The organism is Parabacteroides sp. (assembly GCF_977054455.1).
This window is the reverse complement of record NZ_CDRTCT010000014.1, coordinates 105,498-121,545: the sequence shown is the minus strand read 5'-3', so window position 1 is coordinate 121,545 and position 16,048 is coordinate 105,498. Positions and strand designations below refer to the sequence as shown.

The following is a 16,048-nucleotide window of genomic DNA, read 5'->3' as shown; positions in this document are numbered from 1 at the left end:
GCGCCGGTCGCCGGCGGCGTATTGCTACACCCCGCTGCCCCTCGACTTGCATGTGTTAAGCCTGTCGCTAGCGTTCATCCTGAGCCAGGATCAAACTCTTCGTTGTTAAATTGTTTCTTATACCTTTGCTCAGAATCTCGTGATTTATCGTAGTCCGTACTTGACGGTATGTTTCGTATTTCTACGTCTCTTGTACTACTTGTTGATATGTAAATCTTTCAAAGAACTTTTTTCGCTTTCTTTCGATTGCGGCTGCAAAGGTAAGGACTTTTTTTTAACTGCCAAATTTTTCAAGAGAAAAATTGAAAAGTTTTCGAAAGCCGCCGGACGGTCGGACATGTCGCTTAGCCTGGCTAACCTCATCCACCCACTCCGGGAAATACCTTCTTCATCATGTCGACTTAAACCACTCTCGCTCGAATGCGGGTGCAAAAGTAGAAATTTAAATTCTTTCCACCAAACTTTTCGGAATCTTTTTCATCCTTTTTTTCCGAAGGAGATAACGGTTATTATAAGGTACGCATGCATGACACATTCCTGCATGTATTTGGGAAAACAACCGCTTTCCTGTAAAGAGAGAAGGAGAATGCAGCCATGACGGCGCATCCTCCTTCTCTCTTTATATAACACTCTATATTTCGATTATTCAAGAACGATCACTTTATATTTCGGCACCAGAATCTTCATGATAATCCAGCCGATCAAATAAGCGACGGCACATACGCAGAAGATAATGAAATAACCGGCAGGTTTGCCCGTGAAGCCCATAAATGTCATCTGAGTAGCATCTGCATACACAAACAGGTTCCCGGCCACTTTCTGCAAGATCATGGAACCGACGCCGCCGGCCATACCGCCGATACCCGTAACGGTTGCAATAGCCGATTTCGGAAACATATCACCGACAGTCGAGAAGATGTTGGCAGACCACGACTGGTGAGCTGCACCACCGATACCGATCAGAATAACCGGGAACCACGGAGAAATCGTACCCAACGGCTGTGCCAGCAATACCAACAACGGAAAGAAAGCAAAAATCAACATCGCTTTCATACGGGCGGCATATGGGTTCATTCCACTTCGGTTAATAAAGATTGTCGGCAGTTTACCTCCGTAAATAGACAACATCGTGATGGCATACAAAGTAAAAATCAGCCCCATACCCAACGGATCGGAAGTCTTGATGCCGAACTGCGTGTTCAGGTAAGAAGGAGTCCAGAAAAGGAAGAACCACCAAACTCCGTCTGTCATAAATTTACCGACAATGAAAGCCCAAGTCTGTTTGAACGTGAAACATTGCAAGAAACCGATCTTCTTCTCGTGTTCTTCTTCGACTATGACAATGTCTTTTTCGTTCTTATCCTGTTCGATATACTCCAACTCGGCTTTATTCACATGCTTGCTCTTATCCGGAGTCGTGTACATGAATACCCACAAGCCCATCCAGATAAAGCCGAGCGCACCGATCACGATAAAGGCCATTTCCCAACCCCAGGCTTTTGCCAACAAAGGAATGGAGATCGGTGCAATCAAAGCGCCGATAGAAGCACCGGCATTGAAGATAGAAGTCGCATAGGCACGGTCTTTCTTCGGGAAGTATTCAGCCGTAACCTTGATGGCTGCAGGGAAGTTACCCGCTTCACCCAACGCCAAGATACAACGCGCGGCCAGGAAGAAATACATACTCACGGTCGCCAATATCACGACAACATCTCCTGTTGCCGCAATCAGTTCCGCAGCACTGTCCATACCGACATAATGTTCGGTTGCAATACCGCAACCTGCATGGAGACAGGCACCGAACGACCAAACACCGATAGCCCAAAGATATCCTTTCTTCGTGCCCATCCAGTCGATAAAACGACCGGCAAACAGCATACAGATTGCATATACAATTGAGAAAACTGATGTTATCGTACCGTAATGGGATTCGTTCCAATGGAACTCCGGTTTGATAAATTCATCCCAGGTCAAAGAAAGGACCTGACGATCGAGGTAATTCACTGTTGTTGCGAAAAATAACATCGCGCAGATTGTCCATCTGTAATTTGTCATTTTCTCACTTGCTTTTTGAAATGTGTTCATGATATTAAAATTCGTTTTTCATAATACGGGGGCAAATATAAGTCATTTTTTCGGTTATACACAAGTTTGTGTGCGAATACACGTCGTATTTTATTTCTTTCACATCCGGACAAAGATTATTAAAGGTTTGATTTGCATAGAATAAGCATTTTATGTACGTTTGTCACTCCAATGTAAATTTTATTAATACCATGATTATTGTGAAAAAGATTATTTATCTGGTGCTTCTGGCCCTGGTAAACAGTCTGGCAATCCAAGCCCAGACAGAAAAAAGCGAATGGAACGGGTGTGATCGTCATGATTTCACCTTCAAAGACCGTCAGGCAACCGTTGTCGTACCGAAAAAAGCAGCCAAAGGAAATCCGTGGATCTGGCGTCCGGCCTTCTTCGATGCATTTCCAAGTGTGGACAAAGCATTATTGGAAAAAGGATTCCACATTGTTTACTATGACGTAACCCATTTGTACGGAAGTCCCAGAGCAATTTCTTTAGGCACGGATTTTTATGAGAATGTGAAGAGCCGGTACGGCCTGTCCGATAAAGTCACACTGGAAGGATTCAGCCGGGGCGGTTTGTTTGCCTTCAACTGGGCTGCCCAGAACACGGACAAAGTGGCTTGCATATATGTAGATGCCCCTGTCTGTGACGTCTTCAGTTGGCCGGGAAGAAAAAACGCGGCTTTATGGAAGGATCTTTTGAAAGAATGGAACCTGACAGATGCCGAGATGGAGCATTTCAAAGGGAACCCGATCGACAATTTGTCACCGATTGCTGCGGCAGGCATACCGATCATCAGCGTATGCGGCGATAGTGACCAAACCGTTCCCTACAAGGAAAACATGGAGGTCGTACGTTCGCGCTACCTTGCGGCAGGAGGTCCGGTGGAAGTTATACTGAAGAAAGGATGCGATCACCATCCGCACAGCCTCGACAATCCGGAGCCGGTAGTCGATTTCATCCTCCGCCAACAGCCGGAATACGAAAAGTATATACATTATAATACACGAGGCAGTTTGCAGAACTCATTCCGCAAATTCGAAAAAGAACGCCGGGCACGGGTCGCTTTCCTGGGAGGTTCCATCACGGAAATGAACGGGTGGCGCAATATGATTGAACAACAATTGCAGCAGCGATTTCCTTATACGCAGTTCGAATGGGTAGAAGCGGGTATCGGTTCGACCGGGACGACTCCGGGTTCCTTCCGGTTGCAGCATGACATCCTTTCAAAAGGGAAAGTGGATCTTCTTTTCGTCGAAGCAGCCGTAAACGACGACACCAACGGATTCAGCGCCCTCGAACAAGTGCGCGGTATGGAGGGAGAAGTGCGCCATGCCTTGGAAAGCAACCCGGAGATGGATATCGTCATGCTACACTTCATCTATGATCCGTTTATCCCGATGATCGCCCGCCGCCAGATGCCGGATGTTATCCTGAACCACGAACGGGTGGCAAATCATTATCTGATTCCTTCAGTCAATCTCTGCCAAGAGATCGGCGAACGGATGCAAAACGGCGAATTTACCTGGGACGACTTCGGCGGCACTCATCCGAAACCTTTCGGCCATAAGTTTTATGCTGCCGCTATCGGCCATCTTTTCGATGAAATGTGGAAAGGTGTTTCTCCGGAAGGGAGAATCGAGGCACATGAAATTCCGGCCCAACCGTTGGATGCCTACAGTTATTATAACGGAGACTTCATGGCTCTCGAAACAGCCCGCTTAAACAAAGGATGGAAATTAATCGACAACTGGCATCCCGACAACAAGGCCGGCAAACGGAACGGCTTTGTCGATGTCCCGATGCTGGAGGCTACTCGTCCGGGCGATCAATTGACACTGGACTTCAAAGGCAAAGCGATCGGTATTTTCTGCGTCAGCGGCCCCTCTGCCGGAATTCTGGAATATAGTGTCGATGGCGCCCCATTCAAAGAACTGGATACTTTCACCGAATGGAGCCATAATCTTTATATCCCCTGGGTCTACATGCTGGAAACGGAACTAAAAGAGACGGATCACAAACTGGTCCTCCGTATATCTAAAAAGAAAAATCCCGCCTCACAAGGTACGGAATGCCAGATACGAAACTTCGTTGTGAACGGCAGATGATGGTGTTTTGAAAATAAATGCCTGTCGATTCCCGAAAAGGTAGGCATCGGTTACCAAATGACTTGTACTGAAAAAAGTTTACACACCGTGTAATACAAAATGTGTAAACTTTTTTCAGTACAAGTCAATAATTTAAGAATATTTGAACTGATAAAGACGAAGAAATCACAAGGAACCGGAATTCCTGATGGAATAGAAAAAGAGAAACGCAGGCCTACTTTTCTTTCAGCAACTTCTCTAAAAGTGTGTTTTTCTCTTTCTCTATAGTAAGCATTCGTTCGTAAAGAGAGGCCTGTTCCTTATTTAAAGTCATCAGTTGATCGACAGGATGTATTTGATTTTCTATATTATGATCCTGTTCTACCACCCCGACATTGCTGCTTCCCGTCTGGAACGTATTATTCTCGATCACGATCGAAGTCGGATTTTCTTCCAAGTTCCGGATGATCTCAGGGGCGACATGCAGGATGTTCGCCACCTTGAACAACGTATCTTCTTCGAGCACCCTCTTCTGTTCCAGACGAGAGACGCTTTGCTGGTTCATCCCCAACAATTCGCCGAAAGTGGTCTGCTTCATGCCCACTAACTGGCGTAACTTCCTGACATTAGCACCTTGGTGCACATTTTTTGTTTTGATATTTTCGGTTTCCATTTTCTTCTGCGTTTACAATGTGTGAAACAAATATAAGAACTTTTATCTCATGCTGAATCAATTCTGGAAAAATAACAAAACAATAATCTGAACAAGACATGAAAAAGATCTTGTAAAAAACACATGTTCCGGTGTATTTTACAAGGATCGAGAATATCACTCCATTAACAATTCTACCTTTCTTTGCAAAAAAACATGCCATGAGAAATATCCATATACTAACATGCGTATTCCTGTTTTTCGCACTGATACTGGCCGGTAACTCCTACAGGCAAAAAAGGGAAGAACCCTGCTACATCACCTATCAGGTATCCACCCGGGACCTACATCCGCACAAGCTACTGATTTCCTATCAAACGGAAAACTCGTTAGAAGCTTTCTTCTGCTATGAAAAGAAATGGGAAAAAGAGGTTTATTTATCGTCAAAAGCAAAAGCTTCCATCTTTGTCCAGGACATTTCCGAACCGGAGAACAGTTTCATCTATCTCAAAAACGAAAAAGGCTCTTCCTCCCGCAAATGTGACATCGCTCCAATCTCCGTCCGCATCCTCCACAAAAGCCAAAATAAACTGGTTCCTGAAAGCAAGTTTCTCCGATTGCAACTATAGGTCCTTTTCCAACATCAGATCCGTTATCAAGGACGCCACTTTCAAGGGATCAACTCCGGGTTTGAACTTTACAATAAATTGGTTACCACTCTTGCCAGGAATCCAACGGTTACTTCCATCCGCTTCAAGCTGACAATGTCCGGCATTATCCAACTCAAAATAACCAGCCGCCTGATCTGTCAGCAAAAAAGCCGTGACTTGGTCCCAGCTGGCACGCCCGTCAAAATTATTATATAGTTCATAGGCCCTATACATAGGTTGTCCGGAGGTTAGCTTCGCACGCAAGGCAGAATCGCCTGTAACTATTTGCCGGCCGATTTCCCATCCGCAAAACACGACCTCTTTTGTCCAGTTACCCAGACAATAAACGGTAGAGGCCGGATCCGGTCGTGAGAAATTCGCTTCCTTTCCTTCCGGGAACAATCCGCCCATACAATACCATTTCTGCACCTTAGCCTCGACCAACTGTTTTCCACTTAGCGGGGAAAACTGGTCGGCAGGCGATTGCAATAATTTTTGCAAACTGCTTAAATGTCCTATCGTCAGGATAATCACAGAATGATCGGGACTTCCGGCCAATAATTTCCGATAAGTATTAGTAGCTGTTTCCGCCTCTTTCCAAGAAGCAAGGTCATGAGGAAACTCTTCCGAAATCTGCCGGGTATAGCGGGAGTGATTTTTCAAAAAGGGCTGTCCTTCCAAAAAGCCCAACGGCAACTTTTTCATTCCATAATAGGCATTGAAAGCACTCACACAAGTTGCTGCAAAAGGATCGTCGCTTGTCACGACAGTCCCCAGCAGATTTATCTTATGTTGCTTATGCAAGGTATAGAGCATTACCAATGTACCCGCATCATCCACATCCGAATCAATATCGGTATCCACAATAACCCTTTGTTGAGCCACCACGAATAAGGGTAACCAAAACAAGGCAAATAATAAGATCAGTCGTTCTTTCATATCGTATTCTATTTATTCCTTCCTCTTTCCCACAATAAACATCCCCGACACTTGCGGTAGCGAAAGCTTGATGTTTGTCACATAACTGCCATCCGGTTGCTTGACGGACTTGGCATTTCGAATTGGGTCGATTTTACCGGTGTGCGGGTTCCAGAATTCAAGATGATCGAATTTGCCACGCAGAGAGACGGTCGTGTGAACCGTATTTCCGGTCGTATTGGTGATGTAATAAAAATCGCGGCCTTTCTTCTGTTTATGAATATAATTCAGGAAACCGACCTGAGCAGGCGGTATAGTCGATTCATCGAAAGCAATATCCGCACGAAGCCCCCAACGCGTAAACAAATCCGCAAGGGTTTCGGGAGTCGGATTAGGCAGAAAAGCCAAGCAACCTTTGTTTGCATTGGAATTGAATTTATCCGAACTGCTTTCCTGACACGAGTCGATACCGAACATCTCGGTAACGAGACGAGCCACTTCCTCATCCCTTCCAAACTCAGCGGCACGCTTCGGAAGGGAAGAGGTGGCGATCACTTTTCCCCCATTATCATAATATTGCTTGATCGCTTTCATCGTTTCGGCCGAAATCACATCGCCGCCCGGCATTAAAAGGACTTTGTAATGCTGGATATTCGTTTCATTATTCAAGACCAGTTCACTGCCGGCAGTCGTAATCTTGCCGTTGCACAAATCTTCCGGATGGACAAAGGTGAAATCACGACGGAGTTTATTGGTCAGCAAGTCGCTCAATACATGATGGTTGACGTGATCCGGCAACCAGTTTGCCACCGGCAAGCCGGAATTGGCATCCCTATTAATATACGTTTCAGCCTGAATTGCAGTGATCGGCCACAACAAAGCAATGTCCGAAACCCGGCGCCCTCCCTGAAGGATGAGACAGGAACGGCCCACACAGGCACTATAATTCGGTAACGCATCCCGTAGCAACGGATTTTCAGGAGCGATCAACGGTGGGATACGAATCTTGTCCGCATCCGTCGTGTACCACATACCATGAGGCACGACAAAACTGACACCCCGCACCATCGCTTCAAGAGCTACGCGGTATAAAGTCAGCGAGTCCATATCCGCAGGAAAAGCGCCGCACAACTCGGCTCCCACAACCGGCTTATCTCCACGGTCAGCAGCCGAACTGATTTGTTTGAAACCATTCAATCCACGACCATAGAAAAAGATGGCATCCAACAACGGTATCTGCACATGCCGGTAATACTTCAAGATATCTCCGTTCGCCACCACCGAGTTAGGGCTGTAGTTTTCAGGCGGATGCCCCATGCTGCTCAAGCGCCGTTTGCCCGACCATTCCGATACTTGTTTCACATACCCTTCCGCCATCAGTTCGGAACGGATATTGAAGAAAGCGATACGCGCCGCACCCGTCTCAGGTCCGATGTCGTAGAACAAAGCCGGATAATACAGCGCCGGGTTCTTTCCGTATTTCTCCTTAAAAATGCCGGTAATGGCAGGCGTCCATGCATTCTCCTGATGGACAAAGCCCACATCGTCAAAGAAAGTTTTCGTAATCACATTGCCAAAATAACGATTGAAACGCTTATCATATTCGCCATAGGTCATTTCCAATAATTGGGAGACTGCTTCGGGCTGCATATAATCCACCAGGTTCCCGTGATAAGAATCCATGCTGACGCCACAGTTGAAAAACATCACGCGCCATTCTCCGGCAGGAGCTTTCCACTTCAAGGTGTTACCATTCATATAAGACCCCAGGTCCAGCACCTCGCGCGTCTGCTCATTCAAAGCGGAAACGGCAGCCAGGACAGATGCCGTATCTTTTCGTTGACAGCAGACCGATTGGTTCCCTTTCACCGTAACTTCTTCTTTCGACAGGTATTTACGGATGTACTGCGGGTATTCCATGCGCAACCGTCCGCCAGCCGAACCGCTTGGAAAATCAATATCGTCGTAGAGGATAACCTGCGTGCCCTGTTTTTCGGAAATATCAAGAATATCGGCATAGCGTTCGAAATATTCGTCACTCAAATAAGCGGGTTCGGTTCCCGGACAAGGTTTACCTGTCCCCCATTGCGTACCGGGGCTGACAGGCAAAACCGTCACCCCTCCGAAGCCGGAAAGGCTTTTCGCTTCTCCCACTTCTTTCTCGATGCCCGCACGGGTCATGTGCCCGTTGATATGCCAGAACGGCATCGGACGATATTCTTCCGGTGGATTCTCAAAGTCTGTCCTCAATTCATCCTGCTTGGAGGAACAGGATGCAAATCCAAGAACAAGTAGTACTGCAGTCCATAGTTTATTCATATCGTGATAGATTTAATATCATGTATTCGGTTGGATATCATCCCAGTCTGCACCGCCATTCGCCCCGATAATCCAGTTAAAGGCATAATGCCGTTCCATAACAACGCCCCCATTTAGTGAAGCCGGAGCTTCTTTTCCATGAATTCGCGCTTCCACACAAGCCCAATCATACCGAAGTGTAATATCGGCAGCGTCCAATATTTCGGACTGCGGACGGGGAAAGCCTTTCGAAAGCAGTTCACCGATGCCTTTATGTTGCCAAAAAATAGCGGCCAGGACAGGGACATCGATGATCTCGGACGGATAAGGCAAATCATCCACAACGCCTGCCGCCCAAAGCAAGACACCTGCACACTCGTAACGCCATCCGAACTGAATGCACTCCTGCTCTTCCGGATCGGTGTTATCGATATAAGCGGCTTCAGCCGGTGAGAGGTAGGATTCAACCCCGTACAACTGCTCCATCTTATTAAAATAGAACAAGGCCTCTTCCCGTCCCGAACCTTCCGAGAGCATGACTTCCGAATAGACGGCAACGGCAAACAATGCGGCAGCGCGTTGCACCATCTCCTTCCGGCTTCTTAAACGGACTTCGCTTTCCAGTGCTTCGCTACGCAAATATTTCATATAAGGGATCTGTTTTTCTTCAAGCAGGGCGATCGAACGCAAACGCCTTTCCACATCGGCCGGAGCTTCTTCCGGGCGATTCCCGTCCAGTAAATCGGCATTCCCGACCGGGATAAACTCAGTCAACTGGCTTTCGCCTTTGGCTGAAAAGAGGAGTTTTCCTTCACCGGTAAAGATCTGCATACTCGGATAAAGCAAAAAACCATTCACGTCTCCGGCAATCTCGAACAGACGGTTCAGGATATAATTCGTCCGGTCTTCATCGCCGTTCAGATCGAAAGTGATACCCGTCACACAATTGAACACGCGTATCTGACGCAAGACATTTTCTTTCAGTTCGGCCAACGGTGTCTCCACCTGCGAAAAATAATTAGCCATACCGGACGTATGGGAAGCAATAAAATCCGGCTTGTTCTGCCGGTGCTTGATCGAGAAGAGGACATGCGTTCCATCCGGCAAAGTCAGGTCGACCGTTTCATCCCCACAAACAAATTCCTCGGTCATCTCCTTGAAACGTTCCTGAATTGCTTTCACGATACGGTTAGGATCTCCGATGACCGTGTACAAGGTAACATTCGCTTTTTCCATTCTCTTACTTTTTATATCCGAGCCACCGGATGATGATAGCATCCCACAAAAATAGCAAATTATATACATCTGCAAAGAAAATAGCCAGGATGATGCAACCCTTTTTCCTCCTCATTCATCATTTTATTAGAAACAAACACCAGATATCAGTATGAACAAGTTACTTTCGACTCTTCCATCCGCCCTCCTGTTGATGGCCGGATTATGTCTATCTTCCTGCAGTGATAATGACGACATCAAACCGACAGGCATAGACGGGCGACCCAGTGCCCTTCTTTCAAACGGGCAGGTCACTGCTTCTTTCGTTTACTCAGACAATCTGTTTGCCGGATTCCAATATCCGGACGGACAGGCGGCTCATTTCAACTATGAAAACGGAGCCTTTTCCGGTATCTCCTACACGCCTCCCAAAGATGTTGCCGACGGACATGCCTGGGTTCATTTTGCCAAGACCTCTGACAAGACATACGAAGTCAGCAGAGGGGGAGAACCGGCAGGAGATTTCGGTTACAGGGAAGAGATTGAACTCGATGCAAACGAATTGCCGTTCAAAGTAACCTTCGCCGGCATTTACCAACAAACAGTTGATGGAGAAAAGTTGATAACGGAAGACGGCCGGTATACTCTCCTGACCTTCGATCCTGCCACCCGGCAACTGCTCAAACAGGAAGTGTTCGACAACGAATCCAACTTGCTGATAAAATATACCTACGAATATGATAACGCTTCCGGCAATATCAGCCATTTAGAATTCCCCATGTATTTTTTAGGTTGGTGGTACTATCGAAATGCCAACTCAAATGACTTTGAGAATATCCAGTTTCTGAACCGGCGGAATAATATAACCAAGATAACATCCGAAAACAGAGAAGGAAATATCTCTACCGTTACCTATACCTATAAATATAACGAAAACAATTTCCCTATTTCCGTATCTTGTGACAAATGGGAAGGTGAAGAAGTGGGGATCCGGTATTAAAAAGCGACCGATAATTACCAAAAAAGCGGATATTTTAGACACCCATACTTGCCCATTCGAACGTACCTTTAAATGTAAACATAACGGATTTCTGAGATAGATTAGCGCTTTACCAGCGTTAATAATTGGGAATACTTATAATTTCGACAATTCGTCAATCAGCGCTGGTCGACGAGGAGTTCTCGATTTCTGTTCAGTTGCAATCTGTTCAGCCTCAGACTTTCCTCCATACTTTATGAGATTCCGGAGTAATCCGACACCTTCACGATAAGAATCCCGATTAGCCGCACGTTGAAAGAAGCTTCTGATCGCCGATGCATATAGGCTGATTATTTCATCCTTAAAAAGTTTCCTCACTTTTTGGGGAGCGGCGTCAATATCGTATGTGGATGGATTCTTCCGAAGGTAAGACATATATTCGTTCCACATCTTTTCTTGGGTATAGATATATAGCAAACGTTCTACGTCTCTTTTATTCTGAGTCTCGCTAATCAATGTTTCGGAATACTTTCCCCATCCGTCAGTTGGAATAAGCTGTTTCATCACAGCATACATGGTTGCCATAGAGTATTCTTTTTCTCCCCATCTTCCACCACCGAAAAAGAAATATTTTGCCAATTGGAGAGTATTTTCTATATCTCCAATCTCGCGATAGACTTGATATTCCCATTTGTGCCAGTCGCTGACAAGTCCCTCATATTCTGCATCATGGTTAACTCCATCCTTGGCAAGTCGAAGCACTTCATCAAAGTCGGATTTGTCCCATGCCATCTGGATTAGCCGCTTGCGAAAATCCGGATTAGAGACATTGTCATACATGAATTTGAATTGATCTTCCGGAGTTCCACACCGTGACATAATCTCAAGCTTATATTTCTGTGCTGTCTCGGCATTATGCCTTGCACTCCAGTCATCGCCTTTAGGCTTGATGGCATCCAGAGCTTTGATCACACACGACTGTTTTTCGGGAGTGTTTGCAAAGCCAATCGCCATTTCCATCCAATCCCACCACCAATCCCAGCCTTTGAGGTCTTTTCCATTAAATTTGGAAAGTGCAAGTTCAAATATCTCTGATCTTATGTTTTCAGGAAGAGACTCATCAGTGCATAGTATATGCCATTTCTCAAAACAGTCGCTTACAATTGCCCCCAGTTCCCCTGCACTGTCATCTCCACTGTTGAGAATATCTTCAGCGATTGCAGCAATTCCGGTCAGCACTGCAACAGCCACCTCCCATTGGCGATTTTTTATTGCCTCGTCAGCTTCATCGAGAATACGGGAAACGGCACGATTGAAATCGAAAGTGGCACGGTATTCAATGTAGCCATGTCTTCCAGAGTAATCCTCAATCAGATTTTCCACTCGGAAGGTATAAGTTGCAGGATTTGGCTTAAACAGTGTTCCCGCACCAAGTGCAAGAAACCGATCTTGGAACTGGCTGTCGTTGGCACATTCCTTGCGTATAAAGTCCGTAAGTTGCTTCTTATCAAATTTAGACAGAAGTAATTCTACATCATCTATTTTCTTTTTTGCCATGGCTTATACAATTTAAATGTTCATATTCAGCTTCTTCCATTCTTTCGCGACCTCTGTCAGACGGTATTTTTGTTTGGGATGCTTGACTACTTTAAGCCTATTTATGCGTTCTGTTTCTATATCTACACTATTTGTCAACATGAGATAATTCATTGATGTTATTTGCAAATTTAGTTAGAAATTTAGACATACTCAAAGAATATGCTGCGTATGCGTACAGAGTCAACCCCCAAAACAAAATCACAAATTATTAAGAAAATTTTCTAACCGCCCCGCTCGTGGAAATTAATTTGGTGAACAATTCAGACAAAATAAAATCTCCAATCATCTATATATTAAACAATTGGAGATTTATAAAGGTGGTCCCACTTGGGCTTGAACCAAGGACTCCCTGATTATGAGTCAGGTGCTCTAACCAACTGAGCTATGGGACCTGTTCAGAGCGTGGCTCTGAAATCGGGTGCAATATTACGATTTATAATCGAGATATGCAAATGCTAATGTAGAAAACTTACTTTTCAGCAGATTCCGCTGCGCCGAATTCCATCAGGTAAGCCTTGATGAAATCATCGATTTTACCATCCATGACCCCGTTTACATCGGATGTCTGGTAGTTCGTCCGATGGTCTTTCACACGGCGGTCGTCGAACACGTAGCTGCGGATCTGGGAACCCCATTCGATCTTTTTCTTTCCGGCTTCCACCTTCGCCTGCTCTTCCATACGATGCTGTAATTCCTTATCGTACAAGATCGAGCGCAACTGACGCATCGCATTCTCGCGGTTCTTGGGTTGGTCACGGGTTTCCGTATTCTCGATCAGGATTTCTTCTTCTTCGCCCGTATAAGGATCTTTAAACTGATAGCGCAGACGTACACCGGATTCCACCTTGTTCACGTTCTGTCCACCGGCACCTCCCGAACGGAACGTATCCCAAGAGATGGCAGCCTGGTCGATCTTCACCTCGATCGTATCGTCGACCAGCGGGGTTACAAAGACAGAAGCAAATGAAGTCATTCGCTTGCCTTGTGCGTTATAAGGAGACACACGAACCAGGCGATGTACGCCGTTCTCTCCTTTCAGATACCCGTAAGCATAATCGCCCTCGATGTTGAGAGTCGCCGTTTTAATACCTGCCTCATCTCCTTCCTGGTAGTTGGCGACGGAAATCTTATATCCGTTTGCCTCCGCCCAGCGCGTATACATACGAAGTAGCATCGAGGCCCAGTCCTGGCTTTCCGTACCGCCGGCGCCGGAGTTGATCTTCAGCACACAACTCATCTGGTCGGCTTCCTGCCGCAACATATTGCGGAACTCCAGGCTTTCCACCAACCGGATGGCGTTGCCATAGGCTTCATCGACCTCTTCTTCACTGACGACTCCTTCTTTTACATAATCATAAGCCAACTGCAATTCTTCCGCTGCAGCATGAACCTCGTTGTAAAGTTCGATCCACTTTTTCAATTCTTTTACTTTCTTCATCTGGACTTCCGCCCGTTTGGCATCTTCCCAGAAACCGGGATCATGGGTACGTAACTCTTCTTCTTCTAACTGGATGGTCTTACCATCTATGTCAAAGATACCCCCTCAGCGCCTGCTGGCGCTCCAACACATTGCTTAGTTGGTCTGATGTGATCATAAATTTTCTTGTTTTTTAATTTGTCCGGCAAAGATACTCAATTTTCCTGACTATCAAAACGTCACTACTACCCCACCTAAATCGGATTTCTACCGCATGTATTCGAAGCTTCTTCATACATCTTTTCGATCGGATCCGCGTATTTCTGCAAAATGACCGAACGGCGGAGCTTGAGTGTATCCGTCAGTTCGCACCCCATCGCAAAAGGTTCGGACAACAAGGTGAAACGCTTGATCTTCTCATAAGAAGCCAGGTTCTTCTGGTTTTCCTCTATATGCGTCTCGATCAGGCGGAGGATTTCCTTATTCCGGACAAGTTCTTCCCGGCTGCCGGCAGCCAGCCCTTTTTCTTCGGCATACTTTTCCAATAACGGATAAGCGGGAACGATCAACGCGCTGACAAACTTACGCTGATCACCGATAACCGCAATCTGTTCGATATACTGATCACCGCTCATAACCATTTCAATCGCTTGCGGAGCGATATATTTGCCGTTCGATGTTTTATACAAGTCCTTGATGCGTTCGGTGAAGAACAACGTGTTTCCTTCCATCCGCCCGGCATCTCCCGTACGGAAATAGCCGTCTTCCGTAAACGCCTTCTCGTTCTCAGCCGGTTTATTATAGTAACCGGACATCACCGTCTTGCCTTTTACCAGAATTTCACTATTCTCCGGATCGATCCGTACCTGTACATCCGGCATGACTTCCCCGATCGAACCGAACTGGAACCCGATTTCAGGATAGAAACAGACGGTCGCCGTCGTCTCGCTCAAACCGTAACCATATACAATAGGGATATTGACAGACTGCAAAAATTCATTGACCGTATCCGAAAGCGGCGCACCGGCCACCGGAAAAAAGCGGCCGCGTTCGATCCCTAACACTCGTTTCAGCAAATTGAAAACGGTCTTATTATACATTTCGAACTTCAGCTTCAACCCGCAAGGAGCCGGGATGCCTTTATTCTTATATTCCAGGTTATACTTGCGTCCGGTCTCGATGGCATTCAAAAAGATTTTCTTCATGGCGGGAGACGACGAGTTGATCTTCTCATGCACACCGGCATATACCTTCTCCCAGAAGCGGGGGACGTTGCACATCAATGTAGGATGTACCTCCGGCAATGTCTTCTGAATCATTTTAGGATCCTGGTTGATCGCAATCACCACTCCCTTATGCAGGCAATAGTAAGACCACGCTTTTTCAAAAATATGAGTCAGCGGCAAGAAACACATGGAAAGATCCTTATCCGTTACCATCGGCAGACGGATATCATGGATACGCATGGCTTCCAGATAATTGGAATGATGGAGCATAACCCCTTTGGACTCGCCGGTCGTCCCGGAAGTATAGATAATGGTAGCCAGGTCTTCCGGTACCGCTTCGTTCATGCGAATCTTCACCGTTGTCTCGGCATGCGCGTTATCGCCCAACCGCAGGAAATCGTCAAAATAAATCGAAGTCTTGTCATCCGGATTCAACTTGACAGCCGGATCAAACACCACCAGGCGCTTCAGGTATTGAGATTCTTTCTGCACCTTGAACGCATTATTATACTGCAACTGCTCGCCGACAAACAAAGTATGTATATGGGCATCATTGATTATATACTCGATCTGCCCCGGAGAATTTGTCGCATACATCGGAATAGAGACCACACGGTTCGCGTATGCCCCGAAATCCGTATAAAAACATTGCGGCATATTCTGTGAATAAACCCCGATATTCTCCTGTACTCCTATCCCGAATTCGGCCATTGCCTTAGCCGTCAGCATCACTTTTTCAGAGAATTCCTTCCAAGATATTTTAAGCCATTTCCCGGTTGCATTATCACGATATTTCAATGCAGTACGAGAACCATATTTTTCTGCCTGTCGATGAACCAACTCGGCATAATGGTAGTAAATCATAATTCTTTGTTTTGAATTGATAGTGCAAAAGTACTGTTTTCTATTCTATTTGTCATGAGAT

Annotated in this window: 11 protein-coding genes, 1 tRNA gene and 1 rRNA gene; 3 read left to right on the top strand and 10 right to left on the bottom strand. The window is 46.0% G+C overall.

Features of this window, described 5'->3' with window-relative positions:
* Together ACW6QF_RS08945 and ACW6QF_RS08940 are read right to left on the bottom strand one after the other, a co-directional pair.
* Positions 1-106, bottom strand: a 16S ribosomal RNA gene (locus ACW6QF_RS08945); the annotation flags it as partial.
* A gap of 536 nt (positions 107-642) precedes the next feature.
* The gene (locus ACW6QF_RS08940) at positions 643-2,085 is read right to left on the bottom strand and encodes an MFS transporter (protein WP_298548303.1); all 1,443 of its coding nucleotides are present in this window, start codon (positions 2,083-2,085) and stop codon (positions 643-645) included.
* A gap of 152 nt (positions 2,086-2,237) precedes the next feature.
* On the opposite strand from ACW6QF_RS08940, the gene ACW6QF_RS08935 reads away from it, so the two are divergent.
* On the top strand, positions 2,238-4,190 hold the full coding sequence (locus tag ACW6QF_RS08935; RefSeq protein ID WP_456087550.1) for an SGNH/GDSL hydrolase family protein: 1,953 nt from the start codon (positions 2,238-2,240) through the stop codon (positions 4,188-4,190).
* 214 nt (positions 4,191-4,404) lie between these two features.
* Here the strand turns inward: ACW6QF_RS08935 and ACW6QF_RS08930 are convergent, their stop codons facing one another.
* Entirely contained in the window at positions 4,405-4,842 is a 438-nt protein-coding gene (locus ACW6QF_RS08930) for a helix-turn-helix domain-containing protein (protein WP_456087549.1), read from the bottom strand.
* Positions 4,843-5,042: 200 nt separating this feature from the next.
* Here ACW6QF_RS08930 and ACW6QF_RS08925 point away from each other — a divergent pair, with 200 nt between their 5' ends.
* Positions 5,043-5,450, top strand: a complete 408-nt coding sequence (locus tag ACW6QF_RS08925; protein ID WP_456087548.1) for a hypothetical protein — start codon at positions 5,043-5,045, stop codon at positions 5,448-5,450.
* Here ACW6QF_RS08925 and ACW6QF_RS08920 read toward each other — a convergent pair.
* Genes ACW6QF_RS08920 through ACW6QF_RS08910 form a run of 3 tightly spaced genes read right to left on the bottom strand, consistent with a single transcriptional unit; the run spans position 5,445 to position 9,923 of the window.
* Positions 5,445-6,410, bottom strand: coding sequence for a hypothetical protein (locus ACW6QF_RS08920; RefSeq protein ID WP_456087547.1), 966 nt, complete (start codon positions 6,408-6,410; stop codon positions 5,445-5,447). The two genes, ACW6QF_RS08925 and ACW6QF_RS08920, sit on opposite strands and share 6 nt — an antisense overlap.
* A gap of 12 nt (positions 6,411-6,422) precedes the next feature.
* Positions 6,423-8,708, bottom strand: coding sequence for a glycosyl hydrolase (locus tag ACW6QF_RS08915; protein ID WP_456087546.1), 2,286 nt, complete (start codon positions 8,706-8,708; stop codon positions 6,423-6,425).
* A gap of 18 nt (positions 8,709-8,726) precedes the next feature.
* Positions 8,727-9,923, bottom strand: a complete 1,197-nt coding sequence (locus ACW6QF_RS08910; protein WP_456087545.1) for a DUF4272 domain-containing protein — start codon at positions 9,921-9,923, stop codon at positions 8,727-8,729.
* Positions 9,924-10,074: 151 nt separating this feature from the next.
* On the opposite strand from ACW6QF_RS08910, the gene ACW6QF_RS08905 reads away from it, so the two are divergent.
* Entirely contained in the window at positions 10,075-10,902 is an 828-nt protein-coding gene (locus ACW6QF_RS08905) for a hypothetical protein (RefSeq protein ID WP_456087544.1), read from the top strand.
* 135 nt (positions 10,903-11,037) lie between these two features.
* Here the strand turns inward: ACW6QF_RS08905 and ACW6QF_RS08900 are convergent, their stop codons facing one another.
* The 4 genes from ACW6QF_RS08900 to ACW6QF_RS08885 form a co-directional block, all read right to left on the bottom strand.
* Positions 11,038-12,438: a hypothetical protein gene (locus ACW6QF_RS08900; RefSeq protein ID WP_456087543.1), complete on the bottom strand. Its 1,401-nt coding sequence runs from the start codon at positions 12,436-12,438 to the stop codon at positions 11,038-11,040.
* Positions 12,439-12,798: 360 nt separating this feature from the next.
* Positions 12,799-12,872 (bottom strand) — tRNA-Ile (locus tag ACW6QF_RS08895).
* A 77-nt stretch (positions 12,873-12,949) separates the two neighbouring features.
* A protein-coding gene (gene prfB / locus ACW6QF_RS08890; protein WP_456087542.1) for a peptide chain release factor 2 occupies positions 12,950-14,075 on the bottom strand; the annotation gives its coding sequence in 2 pieces (ribosomal slippage) (positions 12,950-14,011 and positions 14,013-14,075; 1,125 coding nt in all).
* A 76-nt stretch (positions 14,076-14,151) separates the two neighbouring features.
* On the bottom strand, positions 14,152-15,987 hold the full coding sequence (locus tag ACW6QF_RS08885; RefSeq protein WP_298548285.1) for an AMP-dependent synthetase/ligase: 1,836 nt from the start codon (positions 15,985-15,987) through the stop codon (positions 14,152-14,154).
* Positions 15,988-16,048 lie beyond the last annotated feature (61 nt).